The sequence below is a fragment of the Streptomyces longisporoflavus genome (assembly GCF_014649775.1).
Classification (GTDB): Bacteria; Actinomycetota; Actinomycetes; order Streptomycetales; family Streptomycetaceae; genus Streptomyces; species Streptomyces longisporoflavus.
On the sequence record NZ_BMTR01000016.1, the window covers coordinates 100,967 to 124,387 of the forward strand.

General features: G+C 70.8%; 14 protein-coding genes. 12 read left to right on the plus strand and 2 right to left on the minus strand.

Features of this window, described 5'->3' with window-relative positions; genetic code table 11:
- Positions 1–17: 17 nt before the first annotated feature.
- The gene (locus IE226_RS29535; protein ID WP_190084453.1) at positions 18–383 is read right to left on the minus strand and encodes a WhiB family transcriptional regulator; all 366 of its coding nucleotides are present in this window, start codon (positions 381–383) and stop codon (positions 18–20) included.
- 389 nt (positions 384–772) lie between these two features.
- Between IE226_RS29535 and IE226_RS29540 the strand changes: the two genes are divergently transcribed.
- The 4 genes from IE226_RS29540 (at position 773) to IE226_RS29555 (ending at position 5,215) form a co-directional block, all read left to right on the plus strand.
- Entirely contained in the window at positions 773–1,384 is a 612-nt protein-coding gene (locus IE226_RS29540; protein ID WP_003948568.1) for a response regulator transcription factor, read from the plus strand.
- Between the two features lie 266 nt (positions 1,385–1,650).
- Complete coding sequence (locus IE226_RS29545; protein ID WP_190084454.1) at positions 1,651–2,226, plus strand: sigma-70 family RNA polymerase sigma factor; 576 nt, start codon at positions 1,651–1,653, stop codon at positions 2,224–2,226.
- A 176-nt stretch (positions 2,227–2,402) separates the two neighbouring features.
- Complete coding sequence (gene guaB, locus IE226_RS29550; RefSeq protein ID WP_190084455.1) at positions 2,403–3,920, plus strand: IMP dehydrogenase; 1,518 nt, start codon at positions 2,403–2,405, stop codon at positions 3,918–3,920.
- A 170-nt stretch (positions 3,921–4,090) separates the two neighbouring features.
- Entirely contained in the window at positions 4,091–5,215 is a 1,125-nt protein-coding gene (locus tag IE226_RS29555; RefSeq protein WP_190084456.1) for a GuaB3 family IMP dehydrogenase-related protein, read from the plus strand.
- Between the two features lie 75 nt (positions 5,216–5,290).
- On the opposite strand, the gene IE226_RS29560 is transcribed toward IE226_RS29555, so the two are convergent.
- Positions 5,291–6,547, minus strand: a complete 1,257-nt coding sequence (locus IE226_RS29560; protein WP_190084457.1) for a nucleotide sugar dehydrogenase — start codon at positions 6,545–6,547, stop codon at positions 5,291–5,293.
- 239 nt (positions 6,548–6,786) lie between these two features.
- Here IE226_RS29560 and IE226_RS29565 point away from each other — a divergent pair, with 239 nt between their 5' ends.
- The 8 genes from IE226_RS29565 (at position 6,787) to IE226_RS29600 (ending at position 23,394) form a co-directional block, all read left to right on the plus strand.
- Positions 6,787–8,493 carry a glycerol-3-phosphate dehydrogenase/oxidase gene (locus IE226_RS29565; protein ID WP_190084458.1) on the plus strand — a complete coding sequence of 569 codons (1,707 nt, stop codon included), beginning with the start codon at positions 6,787–6,789 and terminating at the stop codon, positions 8,491–8,493.
- A gap of 196 nt (positions 8,494–8,689) precedes the next feature.
- Positions 8,690–10,960 carry a protein kinase domain-containing protein gene (locus IE226_RS29570; protein ID WP_190084459.1) on the plus strand — a complete coding sequence of 757 codons (2,271 nt, stop codon included), beginning with the start codon at positions 8,690–8,692 and terminating at the stop codon, positions 10,958–10,960.
- 145 nt (positions 10,961–11,105) lie between these two features.
- Complete coding sequence (locus IE226_RS29575; protein WP_190084460.1) at positions 11,106–14,099, plus strand: serine/threonine kinase C-terminal domain-containing protein; 2,994 nt, start codon at positions 11,106–11,108, stop codon at positions 14,097–14,099.
- A 274-nt stretch (positions 14,100–14,373) separates the two neighbouring features.
- Positions 14,374–16,077 (plus strand): serine/threonine-protein kinase, encoded by a 1,704-nt coding sequence (locus IE226_RS29580; protein WP_190084546.1) that lies wholly within the window; start codon positions 14,374–14,376, stop codon positions 16,075–16,077.
- A 103-nt stretch (positions 16,078–16,180) separates the two neighbouring features.
- Positions 16,181–17,890, plus strand: a complete 1,710-nt coding sequence (locus IE226_RS29585) for a serine/threonine-protein kinase (protein ID WP_190084461.1) — start codon at positions 16,181–16,183, stop codon at positions 17,888–17,890.
- Between the two features lie 82 nt (positions 17,891–17,972).
- Positions 17,973–19,781 carry a serine/threonine-protein kinase gene (locus IE226_RS29590; RefSeq protein ID WP_190084462.1) on the plus strand — a complete coding sequence of 603 codons (1,809 nt, stop codon included), beginning with the start codon at positions 17,973–17,975 and terminating at the stop codon, positions 19,779–19,781.
- Positions 19,782–19,898: 117 nt separating this feature from the next.
- Positions 19,899–21,638, plus strand: a complete 1,740-nt coding sequence (locus tag IE226_RS29595; protein ID WP_190084463.1) for a serine/threonine-protein kinase — start codon at positions 19,899–19,901, stop codon at positions 21,636–21,638.
- 139 nt (positions 21,639–21,777) lie between these two features.
- The gene (locus IE226_RS29600; protein ID WP_190084464.1) at positions 21,778–23,394 is read left to right on the plus strand and encodes a succinic semialdehyde dehydrogenase; all 1,617 of its coding nucleotides are present in this window, start codon (positions 21,778–21,780) and stop codon (positions 23,392–23,394) included.
- Positions 23,395–23,421 lie beyond the last annotated feature (27 nt).

Below are 23,421 nucleotides of genomic sequence, written 5' to 3' on the forward strand. Positions count from 1 at the left end.
GTTGAAGAAACGTTCCTTCAGGAACGCGTGACCATGCCGCCGTGTGTCGCCGGGGCCGCGGCCGACCCCGCCGGAACCCCTGGTGCGGACGTCGTGACCAGGCGGTTGCGCGCGCGGCCCATGAGCTCTTCGCGCTCGTCCTCGGTCAGCCCGCCCCACACGCCGTACGGCTCGCGTACCGCGAGGGCGTGAGCAGCGCACTCCGCACGGACCGGGCACCTCATGCAGACCTCCTTGGCGGAGTTCTCACGCGCGCTGCGCGCCGCGCCCCGCTCGCCCTCCGGGTGGAAGAAGAGCGAGCTGTCGACCCCGCGGCAGGCCGCGAGAAGCTGCCAGTCCCAGAGATCTGCGTTCGGTCCGGGAAGGCGGGAGAAATCTGCCATTGCGTGTCTCCTGGTGGCCGTTCTGCGCGGATACGGTGCCCACGACCGTACATCTACTGTCTAAGGAGATGAAAATATGACTCATTGGAAAATCTAGCCACAGACACCAGTAAAAGGGAAGGAAACCGTCTAAATGGGGCATGGGTTGTGATGAAAGGTTGAGGGTCTGTTGCGCCGTCTGCTCTGTGTCCGCGCCCTCACGTAGAGTGCCGAACGAGGCCGACCGCCCCGTAACTCTTTCGGGTGACCGTCGTTGAGAGTGCGAGGCGGTTGAAAGAACAAGCGCTCGGGCAGACGTCCGGGAGCGTCAACCGCACAGGTGACGAATATGTACCAGCCTGGAGGCTCAAGGTGACGCGCAGCAGCTGTGAGAGCCGCGGAGGACAGTCATGACATCCGTCCTCGTCTGCGACGACTCCCCGCTTGCCCGAGAGGCGCTCCGCCGCGCGGTCGCGACCGTGCCCGGCGTCGAGCGTGTGACGACAGCGGCCAACGGCGAGGAAGTCCTCCGCCGCTGGGGCGCCGACCGCTCGGACCTGATTCTGATGGACGTACGCATGCCCGGTCTGGGCGGCGTCGAGACGGTCCGGCGGCTGCTGTCCGCCGACCCCGGTGCGCGCATCATCATGCTCACCGTCGCCGAGGATCTGGACGGGGTCGCGCTCGCGGTCGCCGCGGGCGCCCGCGGCTATCTGCACAAGGACGCCTCGCGCGCCGAACTGCGCGCGACCGTCACGCAGGCGCTGGCCGACCCGACGTGGCGGCTCGCTCCGCGCAGACTGCGCTCGGCCGAGATGGGCGCGGCGCCCACCCTCACCGCGCGTGAGATCCAGGTGCTCGAAGGCATGAGCCACGGCCGGTCCAACGCCGAGATCGGACGTGAGCTTTTTCTCTCCGAGGACACGGTCAAGACCCACGCCAGGCGGTTGTTCAAGAAGCTCGGCGCCTCGGACCGCGCGCACGCCGTGGCGCTCGGTTTCCGCTGGGGCCTGGTCCGATAGGTGTATCGCCGTGCGGGCACGGCGATCCCCGCCCGCCGAGTGGTGGGCGGGGTCACGGACGCCCGTCGCTCCCCCTCCGGGGAGCGGTTGCCGTTGCTTCGCCGCCGATGCCGCATCCTTGAGGTGTGGAGTTCCTCGGGGACAGGTCGGTCGAGCGGGAGGGGAGGGCGCACGACATGAGTTCCGGCGCACCTGCTCATAACGCTTCGGTGCACAACTACGGACGTGGTGCCACGGATCAATCAGCGCCAAGGCACCATGGACCGATGCGCGATGACAAGACGACGGTGATCGGTGCCCTCGTCCTTCGCGCGGTCGAGGGTGATGAGCAGGCCACGCACGATCTTCTGGCCCACGTGCACCCCCTGGCGCTGCGGTACTGCCGCACACGGCTCTCTCGACTGCCCGGTGACGCAAGGCACTTCGTGGAGGACTTGGCGCAGGAAGTCTGCGTCGCGGTCCTGCTCGCGCTGCCGCGCTACAAGGACACCGGGCGTCCCTTCGAGGCGTTCGTCTTCGCGATCGCCGCGCACAAGGTCGCCGATCTGCAGCGTGCGGCGATGCGCCATCCCGGATCCACGGCGGTGCCGTCGGACGAGATGCCGGAGCGGCCCGACGATTCCCTCGGTCCCGAGGAGCGCGCGCTGCTCAGCAGCGACGCCGAGTGGGCCAAGAAGCTCATGGCCAATCTCTCGGAGAACCAGCGCGAGCTGCTGCTCCTGAGGATCGCGGTCGGGCTCACGGCCGAGGAGACCGGGCAGATGCTGGGCATGTCCCCGGGGGCTGTGCGCGTCGCGCAGCACCGGGCGTTGAGTCGGTTGCGGGCACTGGCCGAGCAGTAGTCGCGGGCAGCGCCCGCGCAGTGACGATCAGCGGTTGTCCGACGGGCGTCTTCGGTGTCCATTCGTGCCGTATGAACGTACAAACCTGATCGATGATCTTGATCGTGGAATGAGACACCCTCCGTTCCCGTTAGCATGGACATCCGCACCGATCAAGGCCATTTGGGGAAGGTGTCATGACTGCAAACGGCGGTTCTTCGACTGGGGTGCCCGAGAAATTCGCGACGCTCGGGCTGACCTACGACGACGTGCTGCTGCTGCCCGGCGCGTCGGACATGGCGCCGGACCAGATCGACACTTCCTCGCTCATCTCGAAGAACGTGCGCGTGAACGTCCCGCTGCTGTCCGCGGCGATGGACAAGGTCACCGAGTCCCGCATGGCGATCGCCATGGCGCGACAGGGCGGCGTCGGCGTACTGCACCGCAATCTCTCCATCGCGGACCAGGCCAACCAGGTCGACCTCGTCAAGCGCTCCGAGTCCGGCATGGTCACCGACCCGATCACGGTGCACCCGGACGCGACGCTCGCCGAGGCCGACGCGATCTGCGCCAAGTTCCGCATCAGCGGCGTCCCGGTGACCGACCCGGCGGGCAAGCTGCTCGGCATCGTCACCAACCGCGACATGGCCTTCGAGACGGACCGCACGCGCCAGGTGCGCGAGGTCATGACGCCGATGCCGCTCGTCACCGGCAAGGTCGGGATCTCCGGCGTGGACGCCATGGAGCTGCTGCGCCGCCACAAGATCGAGAAGCTTCCGCTCGTCGACGACAGCGGCGTCCTCAAGGGCCTCATCACGGTCAAGGACTTCGTCAAGGCCGAGAAGTACCCCGGCGCCGCCAAGGACAGCGAGGGCCGCCTCCTGGTGGGCGCCGCCGTCGGTGTCGCGGGTGACGCCTACGAGCGTGCCCAGGCCCTGATCGAGGCGGGCGTCGACTTCATCGTCGTCGACACCGCGCACGGCCACTCCCGCCTGGTGGGCGACATGGTCGCCAAGATCAAGTCGAACGCCGCGGGCGTGGACGTCATCGGCGGCAACATCGCCACCCGTGACGGCGCCAAGTCCCTCATCGACGCCGGTGTCGACGGCATCAAGGTCGGCGTCGGACCGGGCTCCATCTGTACGACGCGTGTCGTCGCCGGCATCGGCGTACCGCAGGTCACGGCCATCTACGAAGCGTCGCTCGCCGCCAAGGAGGCCGGTGTCCCGGTCATCGGCGACGGCGGCCTGCAGTACTCCGGCGACATCGCCAAGGCGCTCGTCGCCGGCGCGGACACGGTCATGCTGGGCTCGCTGCTCGCCGGCTGCGAGGAGTCCCCGGGTGAGCTGATGTTCATCAACGGCAAGCAGTTCAAGTCGTACCGCGGCATGGGCTCGCTCGGCGCGATGCAGACCCGCGGCGACCGCAAGTCCTTCTCCAAGGACCGCTACTTCCAGGAGGGCGTCGCCTCCGACGAGAAGCTGGTGCCCGAGGGCATCGAGGGCCAGGTCCCCTACCGCGGCCCGCTCTCCTCGGTCGTGCACCAGCTGGTCGGCGGTCTGCGCCAGTCGATGTTCTACGTAGGCGGCCGGACCGTTCCGGAGCTCCAGGAGAACGGCCGTTTCGTACGGATCACCTCGGCGGGCCTCAAGGAGAGCCACCCGCACGACATCCAGATGACGGTCGAGGCGCCGAACTACACGAACAAGCGCTGACGGCCACGGAGGCCGAAAATCGCTGACGGCGCTCCACGCGCGCGCGTGCAGGGGCGGTCCGGATTCCCCGGGCCGCCCCCTTCGCGCGCGTCGGGGATACTGGAGCGGCAGACCAGTGCCGAAGTGCCGAAGAAGTGCGAAGTACCGAAGAAAGCTGAAGGGCCACCCACGTGACTGAGATCGAGATCGGGCGCGGCAAGCGCGGCCGCCGGGCGTACGCCTTCGACGACATCGCCGTCGTCCCGAGCCGCCGTACCCGCGACCCGAAGGAGGTCTCGATCGCCTGGCAGATCGACGCCTACCGCTTCGAGCTGCCCTTCCTGGCGGCGCCCATGGACTCGGTCGTCTCGCCGCAGACCGCGATCCGCATCGGTGAACTGGGCGGTCTGGGCGTACTGAACCTCGAAGGCCTGTGGACGCGGTACGAGGACCCGCAGCCGCTGCTCGACGAGATCGCGGAGCTGGACACCGACAACGCCACCCGGCGCCTCCAGGAGATCTACTCCGCGCCGATCCAGGCCGACCTGATCAAGCAGCGCATCAAGGAGGTGCGCGACTCGGGCGTGGTCACCGCCGCCGCGCTCTCCCCCCAGCGCACCGCCGAGTTCTCCAAGGCCGTCGTGGACGCCGGTGTCGACATCTTCGTCATCCGCGGGACCACGGTCTCGGCCGAGCACGTCTCCGGTGCCGCCGAGCCGCTCAACCTCAAGCAGTTCATCTACGAACTCGACGTGCCGGTGATCGTCGGCGGCTGCGCCACGTACACCGCCGCGCTGCACCTGATGCGTACGGGCGCGGCCGGTGTCCTCGTCGGCTTCGGCGGTGGCGCCGCGCACACCACGCGAAACGTCCTGGGCATCCAGGTGCCGATGGCGACCGCCGTCGCGGATGTCGCCGCGGCCCGCCGTGACTACATGGACGAGTCCGGCGGCCGGTACGTGCACGTCATCGCCGACGGCGGCGTGGGCTGGTCCGGCGACCTGCCCAAGGCCATCGCCTGCGGCGCCGACTCGGTGATGATCGGCTCCCCGCTGGCGCGCGCCACGGACGCGCCGGGCAAGGGCCACCACTGGGGCATGGAGGCCGTCCACGAGGACGTGCCGCGCGGCAAGCGCGTCGACCTCGGTGTGGTCGGCACGACGGAGGAGATCCTCAGCGGCCCCTCGCACATCCCGGACGGCTCGATGAACTTCTTCGGGGCGCTGCGCCGGGCGATGGCGACGACGGGCTACAGCGAGCTCAAGGAGTTCCAGCGCGTCGAGGTGACGGTCGCGGACTCGCAGCACAGCCGCTGATCGACTGCTTCTTGAAGAAGGGCCCCGGTACTCCTGCCGGGGCCCTTCTTGTGTGCCATATGCGCCGAAGGCGCGTTACAGGCGGTGGGCCGCGCCCGCCGGGGTCGCGCCCCGGGTGTCGAGGAGCAGTTGCGCCTTCACGGCCAGGCCCTGGAGGTCGTACGTGCGGTGGTGCTGGAGCAGGATCGTGAGGTCGGCGTCGGCCGCTGCCTCGTACAGGGAGTCCGCGCGGGGGACGGGGTGGCCGAGCACGCTCCAGTTGGGGACGTAGGGGTCGTGGTAGCTGACGGAGGCGCCCATCTCCATCAGGCGGGTCGCGACCTCGCGGGCGGGGGAGCCCTGCTGGTCGGCGAGGTCGGGCTTGTAGGTGACGCCGAGGAGCAGGACGCGGGCGCCGCGGACGGACTTGCCGTGTTCGTTGAGCAGGGTCGCCGAGCGCTGGATCACATAGCGGGGCATGCGGTCGTTGACCTGCTGGGCCAGTTCGACCATGCGCAGGGCGCTGGCGCCGCGGCCGGGGTGCGGGATGTCCAGGGGGACGCCGTGACCGCCGACGCCGGGTCCGGGGCGGAAGGCCTGGAAGCCGAAGGGCTTGGTTTCCGCGCAGCGGATGACGTCCCACAGGTCGATGTTGAGGTCGTGGCAGAGCACGGCCATCTCGTTGACCAGGGCCATGTTCACGTGCCGGTAGTTGGTCTCCAGGAGGTGCACGGTCTCGGCCTCCCGCGGACCACGCGCGCGTACGACCTTGTCGGTGAGGCGGCCGTAGAAGGCGGCGGCCGATTCGGTGCAGGCCGGGGTGAGGCCGCCGATGACCTTGGGCGTGCCCGCGTAGCCGTGCGTGCGGTTGCCCGGATCGAGGCGGCCGGGCGAGTGCGCCAGATGGAAGTCGCGGCCCGCGCGCAGGCCGGAGCCCTCTTCGAGGATGGGGCGGAGGAATTCCTCCGTGGTTCCCGGGTACGCGGGTGATTCGAGGATCACCGTGGTGTGCGGGCGCAGGCGCGCGGCCAGGGCGCGGGCGGCGTCGGCCACCTGGCTCAGGTCGAGGGTGCGGTCCGCTGCCGGCGGGGTGGGAGCACAGATGACCGCCGTACGGACCCGGCCGAGTTCGGCCGGGTCGGTGGTCGGCCGGAAGCCCCCCGAGAGCATCCGGCGGACGTCGGCGGCGGTCAGGGTTCCCTCCGCGCCGCCGTCGCAGGGCAGGCGGCCGCTTGCCAGATCGACGGCGCGGGCGGGGTCGTAGCCGATGGTGGCGATGCCACCCGAGACGGCAGCCCTGGCGAGGGGCAGGCCGAGGTGGCCGAGACCGATGACTGCGAGATCTGCGGGCATGGCGGTGGGCCGTCCTCCTAGTAGCCGGAGCGGGACGAGCGCGCAAGTCCTGTGGACAAGGTGGACCAGCGCAATGTCAGACTAGGAGTAAATATGACCGTTATGTGGCATTGCCCAATGTCAGGTGTCGGAGTGTTGGCCGCGGTTGTCCACAGGCGGCGGCCGAACTCAGCGGACCGGACGAGAATCTGGGCATGATGTGAGCGCGACCACACCCGACAATCCAACGGGAGGCAGCGGTGAGGACAGCGACCTTGGGACCGGCGGAGCGTGCCGAGTCACTTGCGGAAATGGCCGAGCGGGAGCTGGATGTCCTGGTCGTGGGCGCGGGAGTGGTCGGTGCGGGTACCGCACTGGACGCCGTGACCCGCGGTCTGTCCACCGGCCTCGTCGAGGCGCGTGACTGGGCGTCGGGCACGTCGAGCCGGTCGAGCAAACTGATCCACGGCGGCCTGCGCTATCTGGAGATGCTCGACTTCGCGCTGGTGCGCGAGGCGCTGAAGGAGCGCGGCCTGCTCCTCGAGCGGATCGCCCCGCATCTCGTGAAGCCGGTGCCGTTCCTGTATCCCTTGCAGCACAAGGGCTGGGAGCGGATCTATGCCGGATCGGGCGTCGCGTTGTACGACGCCATGTCGATGTCGCGGGGCCACGGCAGGGGCCTGCCCATGCACCGCCACCTGACCCGGCGTCATGCCCTGCGCGTCGCCCCGTGTCTGAAGAAGGACGCCCTGACGGGGGCCATGCAGTACTACGACGCGCAGATGGACGACGCGCGCTATGTGGCCACGCTGGTGCGCACGGCCGCGGCGTATGGCGCCAAGGTCGCCAACCGGGCCCGCGTGACCGGTTTCCTGCGCGAGGGAGAGCGGGTCGTCGGTGCCCGGGTGCAGGACGTCGAGGGCGGCGGGGAGTACGAGGTCAGGGCCAAGCAGGTGGTCAACGCCACCGGTGTGTGGACGGACGACACCCAGGCGATGGTCGGCGAGCGGGGACAGTTCCACGTCCGGGCGTCCAAGGGCATCCATCTGGTCGTACCGAAGGACCGGATCAACTCGACCACCGGGCTGATCCTGCGCACGGAGAAGAGCGTCCTCTTCGTCATCCCGTGGGGGCGGCACTGGATCGTGGGGACGACCGACACCGACTGGGACCTGGACAAGGCGCATCCGGCGGCGTCCAGCGCCGACATCGACTATCTGCTCGAGCACGTGAACTCGGTCCTGGCGGTGCCCCTTTCACGTGACGACGTCCAGGGGGTGTACGCGGGGCTCCGGCCCCTTCTCGCCGGGGAGTCGGACGCCACGAGCAAGCTGTCGCGCGAGCACACGGTGGCGCATCCGGCGCCGGGCCTCGTGGTCATCGCGGGCGGCAAGTACACGACGTACCGAGTGATGGCGAAGGACGCCGTGGACGAGGCGGTGCACGCCCTCGACCAGCGCGTCGCCGACTGTGTCACCGAGGACATTCCCCTGGTCGGCGCCGAGGGATACAAGGCGCTGTGGAACGCGCGCGCCAGGATCGCGGCCCGCACCGGTCTCCATGTGGTGCGCGTGGAGCACCTGTTGAACCGTTACGGATCGCTCGCCGAGGAGGTCCTGGCCCTCGTCACGGCCGACCCCAAGCTCGGCGAGCCGCTGCCGGCCGCGGACGACTATCTGCGCGCCGAGATCGTCTATGCGGCGTCGCACGAGGGGGCGCGGCATCTGGACGACGTGCTGACCAGGCGCACGCGCATCTCGATCGAGACGTTCGACCGGGGCACGCGCAGCGCACGGGTGTGCGCGGAGCTGATGGCGTCGGTTCTCGGCTGGGACAAGGACCAGGTGGAGCGGGAGGTTCAGCACTACGAGAAGCGGGTGGAGGCCGAGCGGGAGTCGCAGCGGCAGCCGGACGACCTGACGGCGGACGCGGCAAGGCTGGGGGCACCTGACATCGTGCCGCTGTAGTGCGCCGTTGCTGTTCGCGGCCGACGGCGTCACGGTGGGCCTTGCCCCGGGTGACGAGCGACGGAAGAGTCCCTTGTGCGGAGCCCGTAATGAGGGACGCTGGACCCTGGGCGTAGACCGGTCCCGAAGTAAGGGACAATGAAGGCTCTGTCAGGGCGGGTTGCGCGGGTAGCAGCGGTAGCAGCAGAGGGGACGCATGTCGGACGCGGAGAAGACGGGTCAGTCCCGTCAGGACAAGAGCGAACGTCTCCTCTCCGGGCGCTACCGGCTGGGAGAAGTGCTCGGCCGCGGCGGAATGGGAACCGTCTGGCGCGCCAAGGACGAGACACTCGGTCGTACGGTCGCGGTGAAGGAACTGCGTTTCCCGTCGAGCATCGACGACGACGAGAAGCGCCGGCTCATCACGCGTACGTTGCGTGAGGCCAAGGCGATCGCGCGGATCCGCAACACCAGCGCGGTGACCGTGTACGACGTGGTCGACGAGGACGACCGCCCGTGGATCGTGATGGAGCTGGTCGAGGGCAAGTCCCTCGCCGAGGCCATCCGCGAGGACGGGCTGCTCACGCCGCGGCGCGCGGCCGAGGTCGGCCTCGCCGTGCTCGACGTGCTGCGATCCGCGCACCGCGAGGGGATTCTGCACCGCGACGTGAAGCCGTCCAACGTGCTGATCGCCGAGGACGGACGCGTCGTTCTCACGGACTTCGGCATCGCGCAGGTCGAGGGCGACCCGTCGATCACCTCCACCGGCATGCTCGTCGGCGCCCCTTCGTACATCTCGCCCGAGCGGGCACGCGGGCACAAGCCGGGCCCGGCGGCCGACCTCTGGTCACTGGGCGGGCTGCTGTACGCGGCAGTTGAGGGCGTTCCTCCGTACGACAAGGGGTCGGCGATCGCGACCCTCACCGCGGTGATGACCGAGGACGTCGAACAGCCGGTCAATGCCGGGCCGTTGGAGAAGGTCATCTACGGCCTGCTCGCCAAGGACCCCGAGCAGCGGCTCGACGACGCGGGTGCGCGGGCGCTCCTGCTCGACGTGATCCACGCTCCCGAAGCCAAGGAGGAGCCGGAGCCGGTCGACGCGACGAAGGTCGTGCCGTTGCCGCCGGTGCCGCCTTCCCTGGTCAAGCGGTTCGGCAAGGGCAAGGGCGGCGCGGGCCGCGCGGCCGGGGCGGGCACGGCCGGTGGCGGTGCCGCGGGCGCCGCCGGGGCAGCGGCAGCTTCGTCCGGGGCTTCGTCCGGGTCCGGGTCTGGTTCCGCCGGGTCCGCTGAGACGGTCGGCTCCTCCCGGACCTCCGCGGACTCCGGTGGCCGCAAGGGCGAGGAGGCCGCCGAGCGGCTCAAGGGCGCGCTCAGGTCCGTGCGGAAGGCAGCGGCTGCGGCGACCACGCGGGGAGCGGGGGCCGGGGCGGCTGGGTCCGGTGCTGACGCGGCTTCCGGGGGTGGGGGCGGGGCCGGTAATGGGTCCGGCTCCGGGGCCGCCTCTGGTGCGGTGGCGGGGAAGCCGGTGCGGTCCGCCGGTGCGGCGGGCGCGGCTTCCGGGGCCGCTGGCGCCGCTGCTGCTCCCTCCGCTTCTTCCACTCCTTCCTCCCGCTCCTCCCGCTCCTCCCTCTCCTCTTCTCCCACGGCTTCCTCTGCTTCTTCCGGCCCTTCTGCTCGGTCTGGTCCTGCGGTGCCTCCCAAGGCCTCGCTCACCGATGTGGTGCCCCGGCGCACGCTCGTCATCTTCTCGGTGGCGCTCGTGATCGCGGTGCTCGGAACCGTGCTGGCCTTCGCGTTCAGCGGCGGGGACGAGAACGACGGGCAGGACAGCAAGAACGGCAGCGACAAGGCCGCGTCCAGCGGGGCGACCGCGGGCGGCGGCGAGAAGGACAAGGAGAAGGAGAAGGGCGCCGGGCAGGACGACGCCGGCGAGAAGGGCAAGGGCGAGGCGGACACGGACGCCGGTTCGGGCACGACCCCTGGTGCGGACGAGGGCAAGGACCCGAGCGAGAGCGGCGACGACAAGGGCGATGACCCCGGCAAGGAGCCGGGTGACGGAGCCGAGTCGACGTACAAGCACTCCCAGGGCTTCTCGGTGGGCCTGCCCAAGGGCTGGAAGTACCAGACCACGGCTGCCGCGGGCGCGCGTTTCACCGGGCCGAACGGGCAGAAGCTGCTGATCGGCTGGACCTCCACCCCGAAGTCCGACCCTGTGGGCGACTGGAAGAACCAGGAGTCGTACATGGTCCGGTCGCAGTACAAGCGCATCCGGATAGAGAAGGTCGACTACCGGAACTACAACACGGCCGACTGGGAGTTCACGTACGTCGACGGCGGCACGAAGTACCGCTCGATAGACCGCGGCTTCGTCGTCAACGGCAACTTGGGCTACGGAATGATGTACACCGCCAAGGACGCCAAGTGGGACAGCGACGAGCGCAAGGACGCCTGGCAGACGTTCACGAAGACGTTCAAGCCGAAGAAGTAGCGAAGAGAAGAAGCCCCGGTGAGATCTGGCATCCCTCCGATGCGGTTTGTCTCGGGCACGTATCGTGAGTGTCTGCGGACCGTACGCAGCCGCAACAGTGCACAAAACGAACGGATTTGACCACCGGGCGGACGCGGGAGGCGGCGTGGACGAATACGCGGGGCGGGTACTCGCCGACCGCTATCGCCTGCCGCTGCCTCCAGCGGACGAGTACGAACTCGCGGAGACGCGGGCCTTCGACACCTACAGCGGCCAGGAAGTCCTGGTCAGGCAGGTGCCGTTGCCCGAGGTCGTCGACGCCGAAGTGCTTGAGCTCGACGAGCGCGACCTCCCGGCCGGGGATCTACCGGCGGGGTTCGTGAGTGCGGGGGCGGTACGGCGGCCGTCGGCGCGTACGACGCGCAGGCCGTCGGATCCGGCGGTGCGGCGCGCGATAGAGGCGGCGCAGGCCGCCGCGCAGATACCCGACCATCCGCGGCTCGACCAGGTCTTCGACGTGTTCGCCGAGGGTGGGTCGCTGTGGATAGTCAGCGAGTTGGTGGCCGCGAGGCCGCTGGCCGCGCTGCTCGCGGACCAGCCGCTGAGTCCGTACCGGGCGGCGGAGATCGCGTCGGACGTGGTGACGGCGCTGCGGGTGCTGCACGCGCACGGCTGGGTCCACCGGAACATCACCGCGCGCACGGTCCTGGTCTGCGACGACGGCAGGGTGGTCCTCACGGGCCTCGCGGCGGGCGCGGCCGAAGAGGCGTTGTGCGGGTACGACCCTCGGCCCGAGGAACTCCTGGCGGGGTTCGAGGTCGAGGGCGGGGCTGACTCCGACTCCGGTGCGGATACCGCCGCGGATGAGGCGGGTGGGGCGGCTGAGGCGGCTGAGGCGGAAAAGCCTGACGGGGCCTACGAGGCGCATGCGGTTGTCGAGGGTGACGGTTCGCGTGGGCATGCCGCGATCGAGGCCTCCCCGTCGATGGACCCCGGTGCCGGCGCACGGACGGCGCGGCCCAGTGCCATAGCCGCCTACCGAGCGGGGACGCGGGCCGCGGCGCGGGTGAACGAGGACGCGGAGCTGCCGGGGCAGAGGAGCGGCGGGGCGTTCGGCGCGGACGCGCGCTTCGGTGCGGGTGGCGACTCGGTAGCCGCCACCGAGAGGTACGACGAGGGCGGCCGGGAGGACAGGGGCGCGGGGGAGGCCGAGGCCGCCGGGCGGATCCTGGACCCGTACGGCGTCGGCGGTACGAAGCAGTGGCACGGGGCGGTGCCGAGGGGCGGGGGCGCGGCGGCGGCGTCGAGCGCGGCGAGGGCCGATGCGGGGGATGGCAGCGGCGGTCGTGGCTTACACGGGCAGGGCTTTGAGGGGCAGGGGCCTGGGGCGCGAGGTTCTGACAGGCAGGGCTTTGACGCGCAGGGTTCCGGGACGCAGGGTTCTGGGACGCAGGGCTACGGCGGGCAGGGCTCTGATGGGCAGGGGTACGGCGGTGAGGGCTTCGGCGAGCAGGAATTCGGTGGTCAGGGGCCGGCCCGCGGCCGTGAAGAGCCGGGTCGCGTAGCCCCCCGGGGCGGCGCAGGCTCCATCCCCGCCCAAGCCGCTCCCGCCCCCGCCCCCGCCCCCGCCGAGCCCGGCGTATCCGGCGCACCTGGTGCGACCGGTCACAGTTACTGGGACTCCCTCGTCGCCGAGCGCAGTGGTGTCCGGCGTGGGCCCGCCACCGCCCTTGCCGCGGAGCGGGCCCGGCATGCCCGTATGACCGTGGTCGGCTGCGTGACCGAGCGGTGGGCGCCCGAGCAGGCCGGTCCCGTGCACGAGAACTGGCAGCTCGCCCCGCCCATCGGGCCCGCCACCGACCTCTGGGCCCTGGGCGCCCTGCTGTTCAGGGCGGTGCAGGGGCACGCGCCCTACCCGGAGGACAGCACCTTCGAGCTCGTCCAGCTGGTGTGCGCGGAACCGCCCGCCTTTGCGGAGGAATGCGGGCCGCTCAGGCCGGTCGTCGAGTCGCTGCTGCGGCAGGACCCCACCGAGCGGCTCGACTTCGAGGAGCTGAACGGGTGGCTGCGTTCGCTGGTCCGCTCGGCGCCGGAGCCGGAAGCCGGTGCGAACGTCGTGCCCGCGCCTCCGTTCGACGCCAGGCGCCTCCCTGTCGTACGCCGTCGCGGTGATCTCGTACGGCGGAAGAAGCGGCGCGCGCCCGAGAAGCGGCGGAAACCCGAGAAGCAGCGTGCCGCCGGGCCCGCGGCCGTCCCGGCGTCGAGCCGGCAGAACGGACGTCACAAGCACAAGCAGCCCAGGCAACCGAAGCAGCAGAGGCAGCTCAAGCAGCAGAGTCGAGCACACGAAGTCGGACTGTCGGCCTCCGCGCCCGCGGCGGCCCCTCGCCGGAGCGGCCCGCCCCGCCGGAGCAGCCCGACGCGGCAGAGCGGTACGGGCCGGCCGCGCTCCCTGGGGCGTCTCCTCCTTCTGCTCATCCTGGTCGGCCTCGTCGCTGCGATCGCGTACGCCATGGCGTTCATGCCCAAGTCCGGGGAGAACGAGGGCAGTGAGCGTGCCGGCTCCGCCGGGGACCCCGGCACCAGTCAGGGCCCCGAGCCCGGCAGCTCCAGTGCCCGGCCCAGCGAGGACGGCAAGTCCGACCGGCCGAGCGAAAAGCCGGAGAAGAGCGCGGATTCGCGGCAGCCGCGGACCAACGGCCCCGAGCTGCCGCAGGGCTTCACGCTCCGCAAGGACGCCGAGGGCTTCCGGGTGGCCGTCGCCAGCGGCTGGGACCGGCAGCCCAAGAACGGGCGCGGGCAGGTCCGGTACACGCACGGGGACTTCGAGCTGATCGTCGTGCCGGGGCGGGACGGCACGGACGAGTACGGCAAGGACCCCATGAAGTACCAGCGCGAGCACGAGCGCGAGCTCCAGCCGTTCCGCGACTCGACGTGGGCCACGTCCAGCGGGATGCGCACGGTGGAGGTCGGCGGACGGACCATGGCCGAGGGGCAGTTCACCTGGCAGGACGCGGAGGGGCGCGAGACCTACGTACGCAATCTGGCGATGGCCGTCGGCGGGAAGTACCACGTCGTGCAGATCCGGGGGCCCGAAGCCGAGCGGGACGAGGTGTCGCGTCTCTTCGAGCAGGCTTCAGCCACTTACCAGGCCGACTGAGGCTGTTGCCAGGCGTTTCCGCAACGCCGAACGGGTTCCGGCTACGCGTCGTTCCTGAACGGTCACGGTCGTTCAGAGATGTGCATGAAGTTTCACAGGCCTTCACCGGAGCTGCATCATCCCTGTTGCCGAGGGGAGTTGACGGCCCGAAAGGCTCCGGAATGCTGCGTCACGCATCACAGTGGCGTCTCCGAGCACCCCCGAAGGTTCCGCGCACGCCACCCGCTCCCTAATCTGGGGCATGTCAGAACCAATGCGGGGGATCGTGAATCAGATGCAGGGCCTGCTCCTCGCGGGCCGCTACCGGCTCGGAGAGTCCATAGGCCGCGGTGGCATGGGCCGGGTGTGGCGAGCACATGACGAGGTGCTGCACCGGACCGTCGCCGTCAAGGAACTGACGGCTGTCCAGTACGTGCCGGAGGGCGACCGAGCCGTCCTCTTCGCGCGGACGCACGCCGAGGCGCGGGCCGCGGCCCGGATCAACCACCCCGCGGTCGTCACCGTTCACGACGTCCTCGAGTACGACGCCCGGCCCTGGATCGTGATGGAGCTCGTCGAGGGCTGTTCGCTCGCGGACGCCGTCAAGGACAAGGGCCGCATCGAACCCGTCGAGGCCGCCCGCATCGGCCTGTGGACCCTGAAGGCGCTGCGCGCCGCGCACGCCGCAGGCGTCCTGCATCGCGACGTCAAGCCCGGCAACGTCCTGCTGGCGAACGACGGGCGCATCCTGCTCACCGACTTCGGGATCGCCGCGATCGAGGGGGACTCGACGATCACGCGGACCGGTGAGGTCGTCGGTTCCGTGGACTATCTGGCGCCCGAGCGGGTCAGCGGCGCCAACCCGGGCCCGGCGTCGGACCTGTGGGCGCTCGGCGCCACGCTGTACACGGCGGTCGAGGGGAACTCCCCCTTCCGGCGCACGTCGCCGATCGGCACCATGCAGGCCGTGGTCACGGAGGAGCCCGCCCCGCCGGAGTACGCGGGGGCGCTCGGCACCGTCATCGCCGCGCTCCTGCGCAAGGACCCGGACTCCCGGCCGACCGCGGAAGCGGCCGAGCTGATGCTCGCCGAGGCGGCGGAGGGGCGCCGGCCGAGCGCAGGGCCCGCGTACGTGCCGACGCAGGTCCACACCGCGTCCCGGCAGCCGCAGACCTCGCACCAGCACACCCCGCAGTCCGGCACCGTCGCCCCCGGCGGCGGCACAGGCGGCAGCGGCAGCGGATATGGCGCCGGGCACGGCAGCGGAGACCGCACCATGGTCACTGCGGCTACCGGTAACGGCCCCGGCTCCGCCCCCCACCACTCCGGCACCGTCGTCCAGGGCGCCCACCATTCCCCGTACGACACGGGGTACGACACGGGCAGCCGCCCCAAGCGCCGCAAGTGGCCCGCGGTCGTCGCCGTCGTCGCGGCGGTCGTGCTGCTCGGCGGGGGCGGACTCGGCGGCTATCTGTACTTCCAGGAAAGCGCCGACGGCGGTACGTCGCAGTCGAGTGCCGGAGGTCCGGGCAAGACCGTCGGCGGCATCCCCGCCGACTGGCACCGGGTGAAGGACGCCGAGGGCTTCAGCCTCATGCTTCCCAAGGGCTGGGTGCGCGAGGTCGACGGTAGCCAGATCGACTACACCCCGGACCACGGGCGGCACTTCGTACGTATCAGCGTCGACCGCCGGACGACGTTCGAAAGCCCCTACACGCACCAGCTTGAGCTGGAGAAGAACCTGCGGACCAAGCTGCCCGACTACAAGCGGCTGCAACTGGACCAGAACACCTTCCGCGATCGGCAGGGCGCGCTCTGGGAGTTCAGCTGGACGGCGGGGGCGAACGACACGACCGCGGGCCCGCGCCGCGCCATCTCGCAGAGCTATATCAGCCGTGACGGCGTCGAGTACGTGCTTTACATGTCGTCCCCCGAAGGCGACTGGGACAAGGCGCGCACTCAGTTCGACGCCATACTCCGGGGCTGGCGGGAGGGCTGAACGCGGCCGTCCGCGGCCGGGGTGGCTGGGACGAGCGGCCGGAACCAGTCCGCCGCACAGGCCGACAGGGTCCGTCCGCACACGTGTGGGGCATGATGGCCGCATGGGGAGCGTGGGGGACAACGCCCGGGTCATAGCTGGCCGTTACCGCCTGGATGCGCGGCTCGGCAGGGGTGGCATGGGCGTGGTCTGGCAGGCCACGGATCAGTTCCTCGGCCGCCGGGTCGCCGTCAAGGAGCTCGCCCTCGACGACACGCTCTCCGAGTCCGACGCGGTGCAGCAGGTCGAACGCACCCTGCGGGAAGCGCGCGCTGCGGCGCAGCTCCGGCATCCGCACATCATCGTCGTCCACGACGTCGTCGTGCAGAGCGACCACCCGTACATCGTCATGGAGTTGATCGAGGGCGGTTCGCTTGCCGGGCGGATAGCGCGATCGGGTCCGATGCCCGCGCGGACCGTGGCCAGGATGGGCATCGACCTGCTCGGCGCGCTGCGCGTCGCACACGCCGCCGGGGTCCTGCACCGTGACATCAAGCCCGCGAACGTCCTCATGGAGGAGGCGACCGGGCGCGTCGTCCTCACCGACTTCGGGATCGCGCAGGTCAGCGGCGCGACGACGCTCACGGAGATCGGGTCCTTCGTGGGCTCTCCCGAGTACACCGCGCCCGAGCGCATGTCGGGCGAGCGGACGGGGCCCGAGTCCGACCTCTGGTCGCTCGGCGCGCTCCTCGTCGCCGCGCTGACCGGTGAATCGCCCTTCCGCCGGGAAACGATCAGCGGGGTCCTGCACGCCGTCGTCTTCGACGAGATCCGCCCGCCGCCCGCCGCCGCGCCGCTGCTGCCCGTCATCCTCGGCCTCCTCGAACGCGACCCGGAACGGCGGCTCGGCGTGGCCGACGCCCAACGGCTCCTGCGGACGTACGTCGAGACGGGGCGCATGCCGTCGACGCCCGCGGGCCGGGCAGGCGGGCAGCCGTCGGCGCTGCCGGGCGCCAGAACCGGCGGGAGATCAGGCGGGAGGTCAGGCGGGAGACCGAGCGTAAGACCGGGCGGGAGACCAGGCGGGGGCCCGGGGGACTACACGCCCACCTACCGTGACCTGCCAAGCCGTCCGCCCGCGTACCCGGTCGGGCCTTCCCGCCGTCGCCGTCGCGCCATGCTTCTCGCCGCCGCCCTCGTGGCCGCCGTGGCCGGGGCCGCGGCGTCCGCCGCGCTCCTGCTGGGCAGGGACGGCGGGAACGGCGGTACGCCCTCGCCGCCGGCGTCGCAGGGCCAGAGCGCACCGACGCGGACGGTGACGCCCTCTCCCTCGGCGACCCCGACGGTGACGGTGACGCGCAGTTCCGGCACCCCGAAGCCCTCGACGCCCGAGGCACCTGAGGGCTACCGCGTCACGAAGGACCCCAAGGGCTTCACGCTCGCCGTGCCGGACGGCTTCACGCGCGAGGTGGAAGGCCCCCGCGTCTTCTACAAGTCGCGGGGCGGCACCTTCCGTATCGGCATCAAGGAGTCGGCCCCGCAGCCGGGCGGGCCGCTCGCCGTGCAGCGCCGCTCTGACGCCGACGGGCCCGAGAACAACCCCGGTTACCGGGACGGCGAGGTCACCGAGACCTCGCACAACGGACGGCCCGCCGCACTGTGGCAGTTCAGCTGGGACGGTTTCACGGAGGCGGAGGGGGACCGGCACACGTACGACCTCTGCTGGCAGGAGGGCGGCCGGATGTACGAAGTCTGGGTCTCGGCGCCGGTCGGCAGGGCCAAGGAGGGCAGGCGGTATTTCGACACGGCGGTGGACTCGTTCGTACGCCGCTGAGGTTGCGGCCCGGCGCACCACCCCTGTCACAAGTCAGTGACCCCTGTGGAACCGAATCCTTCGGCAAGGTAGTCATGGACCCATGAGCAATGACGGGGGAGCCTCCTACGGCCCGTACGAACCAACCAGTTTCGACCTACAGCCGCCGCAGCAGCCGCAGTCCGGTCAGCCGCAGCCGCAGCCGCAGCAGCAGTCCGGGTCGGGGCAGCCGCAGCATCAGCAGCCGCCGCAGCAGAGGGGGCAGCACCCCGCCGCGCCGACCCCGCCTCCGTCGCCGTACGCCCAGCCCACGCAGGCGGTACCGATCCAGCAGCACCAGCAGCACCAGCAGCACCAGCAGCACCAGCAGCACCAGCAGCACCAGCAGAACCACCAGCACCAGACGTCCGAGCCGGACCCCGGCGCGGGCCGCCTGATCGCTGGCCGCTACCGCCTCCTCTCCAAGCTCGGTCACGGCGGCATGGGCACGGTCTGGCGGGCGAAGGACGAGACCGTGGACCGCGAGGTCGCCGTCAAGGAACCCCGGATCCCCGACCACCTGCCCGAGCGCGAGCGCGCCAACGTCTTCGAGCGGATGCGCCGCGAGGCCCGCGCCGCGGCCCGCCTGGACCACCCGGCCGTGGTCAACGTCCATGACGTGGCGGTGGAGGACGGCCAGCCGTGGATCGTCATGGAACTGGTTCAGGGCCGCTCGCTGGGCGCCGCGCTCCACGAGGGCACCCTGGGCGCCCGCGACGCCGCCCGCATCGGTCTGGAGGTGCTCGGCGCCCTGGACGCCGCCCACCAGGCGGGCATCCTGCACCGTGACGTCAAGCCGGACAACGTGCTGCTGGGCCGGCACGACCGCGTCGTCCTCACCGACTTCGGCATCGCCCAGATCGAGGGCGAGACGAACCTGACGGACACGGGCGGCTTCGTCGGTTCGCCCGAGTTCATCGCCCCGGAGCGCGTGCTCGGCCAGCGCCCGGGACCGGCGTCGGACCTCTGGTCGCTCGGCGTGGTCCTCTATGCCGCGACGGAGGGCGTATCGCCGTTCCGTCGCAACAACACCCCGGCGACGCTGCAGTCCGTCCTGAACGCGACGCCCGCGGCGCCCGCCTCGGCCTCGGGCCCGCTCGCGCAGGCGATCAACGGGCTCCTCATCAAGGATCCTGGCCAGCGCCCGCGCGCCGCGCAGGTCCGCGCCCTCCTGGAGGAGGCGGCGAAGCCCCCGGAGGCGGCGCCGACGAGGGTCGTCACCGTCACCGGTGACGGACGCGGCGGCGGCAAGGGCGTCTTCCTCGGCCGGAAGGCGCTGGGCGTCATCGCCGCAGTCGCCGTCGTGGCCGTGGCGGCGGGCGTGCTGGTCGCCCTGAACCCCTTCGCGGGTTCGGACGCGGAGGGCTGGAAGGAGCACGAGTCGAAGGTGGTCGCCGCCACCGTCTCCGCGCCGGAGCACTACGTGGAGAGCAAGCCGGAGGCCACCGACACGGACAAGACCTGGGTGCGGTACACCGACCCCAGCGGCGCCGTCTTCATCACGCTCGACCTCGCCGAGAAGACGGACACCACCCAGAAGATCCTCGGGTCCGCGGCGTCCCAGGCGTACGCCGACATGGAGGGCTTCAAGGCGAGCGGCGAGTCCTCGTTCAGCCACATGTCCGGCGATCCCGCCCCGCGGGGAACGACGAAGGACGCCAAGTACAAGGAGAAGGACGCCGCCGAGAACACGGTCAAGTACACCGACTCGGAGACCGAGCAGCCGCACGAGGCCAAGATCTTCTACTACCGGACCGAGTCCGGGAACATGTACCGGCTGTGGATCGATTACCCCGGCAAGGGCGACTTCACCGAGCGGGGGCGCGAAGTGGCCGAGACGGCCATCGCCGATTTGGAGATCGAGAAGCTCTGAAACAGAACACTCCACGCCCGCCCCGGAGTGCGAGGTCTCGCCGCGTCACGCCGGTGAGCGAGTCACAGGTGGATCACCGTGCTGATCTCCGGGGCCCCCGCACGGTACTTATGGCACATGAGTACTGACGGGGGTCGCCACAGCGGCGGACGTCTGATCGGCGGCCGCTACCGCCTCGCGGAACGCATCGGGTCCGGTGGCATGGGCACCGTATGGCGTGCCGTCGACGAACTGGTCGGGCGGGACGTCGCGGTCAAGCAGCCCCGGCTGCCGGGGGATCCGCACGACGCGGCGCAGCGGCGCATGTACGCCAGGCTGCAGCGGGAGGCGCGGGCCGCCGCGCGGGTGGAGCACCCGGCGGCGGTGGCGATCCACGACGTGGTCGTGGAAGACGAACTGCCTTGGATCGTCATGGAGTTGATCCGCGGCGACTCGCTGCACGAGCTGCTCAAGCGGGGCGCGCTGCCGCCCGCCGAGTCCGCGCGGATCGGCCTCGCGGTGGTGGGCGCGCTTGCCGCCGCGCACGCCAAGGGCATCGTGCACCGTGACGTGAAGCCCGCGAACGTACTCATCGGGTCGCACGGCCGTGTCGTCCTCACCGACTTCGGCATCGCGCACATCCAGGGCGAGGAGTCGCTCACGGTCAGCGGCGAGTTCGTCGGCTCGCTCGAGTTCATCGCGCCCGAGCGGATGTCGGGCAGCACGGCGGGACCCGAGTCCGACCTGTGGTCCCTGGGTGTGCTGCTCTACTCGGCCGTGGAGGGCTGGTCCCCTTTCCGGCGTACGACGGTGGAGTCCACCCTGGCCGCCGTGCTCGCGGCGGAGGTGCCGCCGCTGGTCAGAGCGGGCGAACTGGGCCCGCTGATCGAGCGGTTGCTGTCCAGGGATCCCGCGCTGCGGCCCGGTGCGCCGGAGGTGGCGCTCGCTCTGGAGGCGGTGGCGGATGGGCGTGCGCTGCCGGAGCCGTACGACAGTGAGGTGGTACAGGACCCCTCGGGGCTGCGGGAGTTGGCGGACGACGTGGGGACGGTACGGCTCAAGCCCGAGTCGCGGCCCGCTCCTCGCCCCGCGCCGGATGCGGGGGAGGCCGCCGCATCCGCCGCATCGGCCGAGCCGAAGCGCCGCCGCGCCACCGGCCGCCTCGTCGCCGCCGCGGTGCTCGGCGCCGTACTCGTGGGCGGCGGCGTCTGGCTCGGCACCTCGCTGGGCGACGGCGGCGACCCCAAGGTGGAGGCGGACACCGGCAAGAAGGAAACCGGGGAGACGGACGGCGGCAAGACGGGCGACGGCAAAACGGACGGCGGCAAGGCGGACGGCGGCAACGGCAAAGACAAGGAGAGTCCGGCCGCCGGGAGCGGTGACTGGACCACGCACAAAGAGCCCAAGGTCGACGCCGAGATCTCCGTCCCCTCGACCTACACCGAGATCACCCGCGACCCGGCCAACCCCATCGTCGAGTACTCCGAGCCCGACGGCCTCGTCTCCCTCCGCGTCACCAAGCCCGCGACCGCCGCCCCCACCCCGGCCCTCGCCTGGGCGAATGCCGAGGCCAAGGAGATCGAGGGCGTCGGCTACGAGCAGGTGAACACCTCGACCACCCGGACCAGCTTCCACGGCCAGGACGCGGCCCTGCTCGACGCCACGTACACGGAAGAGGCGGAGGACGACCTGGCCGAGCCGATGGTCACCCGCGAGCTGCGTCTCCTGATCGTCACCGACGCCGGGGAGCACTACGACCTGATGGTGCGGATGCCGAAGGGCGTCAAGACGCACGAGAAGCGGGGCACCGACCTGTTCAAGGCGGCGCGCGAGCGGCTGGGCGTGGGGAGCCCGCTGGTCGGCGGCTCCCGAAATTGATGGACCAGCTTGATCAACTCTCGCTAAGCCCCTGATCAGGACCTTTACCGCCAGCGATCGCTGGCGCGATGTGTGTGCGCGGTGAAAGCTGATTACCGACGGGTACCCAAAACCCTGACCTGGGCCTACGCTCACCTCCATGACGGACTCGCAGGCCACCGCAGCGGCCATCGGAACGAACCCGACAGCCACCGCCCCCGAAGGCGCGCGCACCGCCGCCGACGTGGTGACTCCCGAGCTCATCGCGCAGCTCACCCGGGACGTGATCGGTTCGGGACGGACCATGAACCACATGCCGTTCACCGGCGAGAAGCTGGCGGACCTGCCCGAGTCCACCCCCGAGGACGTGGTCACCGCCTTCGAGCGCGCCCGGGTCGCGCAGATCTCCTGGGAGCGCACGCCGGTCCGACAGCGCGCCGCGGTCCTGCTCCGCTTCCACGACCTGGTCCTGCAGCGCCAGGCGGAGGTCCTCGACCTCATCCAGCTGGAGACCGGCAAGGCCCGGCTGCACGCGCACGAGGAGTTGCAGGCCGTCGCCGTCGCCGCGCGGCACTACGGCCGCAAGGCTCCCGCGTATCTGAACCCCAAGCGGCACACCGGCGTCGTACCGACCCTGACGAAGGTCACCGAGCACCGGCACCCGCGCGGTGTGGTCGGCCAGATCGCACCCTGGAACTACCCCTTCGAGCTGTCCATCGGCGACGCCCTGCCGGCTCTTGTGGCGGGCAACGCCCTTGTGATGAAGCCCGACACGGAGACCTGCCTGACCGCCCTGTGGGCCCGCGACCTCATCATCGAGGCCGGTCTGCCCGCCGAGGTCTTCCAGGTCGTCATCGGGGACGGCCCGGTCATCGGCCCCGAGATCGTCAAGCACGCCGACTACGTCTCCTTCACCGGCTCGACGCGCACCGGCCGCGAGGTCGCGCAGGGCGCCGCGGCCCGGCTCGTCGGCGTCTCGCTCGAACTCGGCGGCAAGAACGCCATGCTGGTCCTGCACGACGCCGACATCGACAAGGCGGCGGCCGGCGCGGTGCGCGCCTGCTTCTCGTCCGCGGGACAGCTGTGCATTTCCATCGAACGGCTGTACGTCCACGAGTCGATCGCGGAGGAGTTCGTGGAGCGCTTCGCGGTGCGGACGAAGGCGATGCGCCTCGGCCGTTCCCTCGCGTACGGCGCCGAGATGGGATCGCTGGTCGGCGAACGGCAGCTGGAGACCACCAAGCGGCACGTCGACGAGGCCGTCGCCAAGGGCGCCAAGCTGATCGCGGGCGGCGTCGCCAGGCCCGACATCGGCCCGTACTTCTTCGAGCCGACGATCCTGGACGGCGTCGAGTCCCCGATGGCGGTGTGCGGCGAGGAGACCTTCGGCCCGGTCGTCTCCATCTACCGCTTCACCGACGAGAACGAAGCGGTCGACCTCGCCAACGCCACGTCGTACGGCCTCAACTCCTCGGTATGGACGAAGGACGGCAGCCGCGGCCGCAAGATAGCGGCCCGCCTGCGCACCGGCACGGTCAACGTGAACGAGGGCTTCGCGCCCGCCTACGGCAGCGTGCAGTCGCCGATGGGCGGCATGAAGGACTCGGGCCTCGGCCGCAGGCACGGCTCCGAGGGCATCCTGAAGTACACCGAGGCGCAGACCGTCGCGCACCAGCGTCTTATGCCGCTCGCGCCGTCCTTCGGCATGGACGACGAGAAGTACGCGGCGTTCATGAGCCTGAGCCTGAAGGTCATGAAGTCACTGCGCCTGCGATAGGCGTCTCAAGAGCCTTTCTCTAGGGGT

What these genes read in the sequence shown, in the direction of transcription:
- IE226_RS29535 (WP_190084453.1), bottom strand. Translation starts at nt 383, where the DNA reads ATGGCAGATTTCTCCCGCCTTCCCGGACCGAACGCAGATCTCTGGGAC.
- IE226_RS29540 (WP_003948568.1), top strand. Translation starts at nt 773, where the DNA reads ATGACATCCGTCCTCGTCTGCGACGACTCCCCGCTTGCCCGAGAGGCG.
- IE226_RS29545 (WP_190084454.1), top strand. Translation starts at nt 1,651, where the DNA reads ATGCGCGATGACAAGACGACGGTGATCGGTGCCCTCGTCCTTCGCGCG.
- guaB (WP_190084455.1), top strand. Translation starts at nt 2,403, where the DNA reads ATGACTGCAAACGGCGGTTCTTCGACTGGGGTGCCCGAGAAATTCGCG.
- IE226_RS29560 (WP_190084457.1), bottom strand. Translation starts at nt 6,547, where the DNA reads ATGCCCGCAGATCTCGCAGTCATCGGTCTCGGCCACCTCGGCCTGCCC.
- IE226_RS29570 (WP_190084459.1), top strand. Translation starts at nt 8,690, where the DNA reads ATGTCGGACGCGGAGAAGACGGGTCAGTCCCGTCAGGACAAGAGCGAA.
- IE226_RS29580 (WP_190084546.1), top strand. Translation starts at nt 14,374, where the DNA reads ATGCAGGGCCTGCTCCTCGCGGGCCGCTACCGGCTCGGAGAGTCCATA.
- IE226_RS29585 (WP_190084461.1), top strand. Translation starts at nt 16,181, where the DNA reads ATGGGGAGCGTGGGGGACAACGCCCGGGTCATAGCTGGCCGTTACCGC.
- IE226_RS29590 (WP_190084462.1), top strand. Translation starts at nt 17,973, where the DNA reads ATGAGCAATGACGGGGGAGCCTCCTACGGCCCGTACGAACCAACCAGT.
- IE226_RS29595 (WP_190084463.1), top strand. Translation starts at nt 19,899, where the DNA reads ATGAGTACTGACGGGGGTCGCCACAGCGGCGGACGTCTGATCGGCGGC.
- IE226_RS29600 (WP_190084464.1), top strand. Translation starts at nt 21,778, where the DNA reads ATGACGGACTCGCAGGCCACCGCAGCGGCCATCGGAACGAACCCGACA.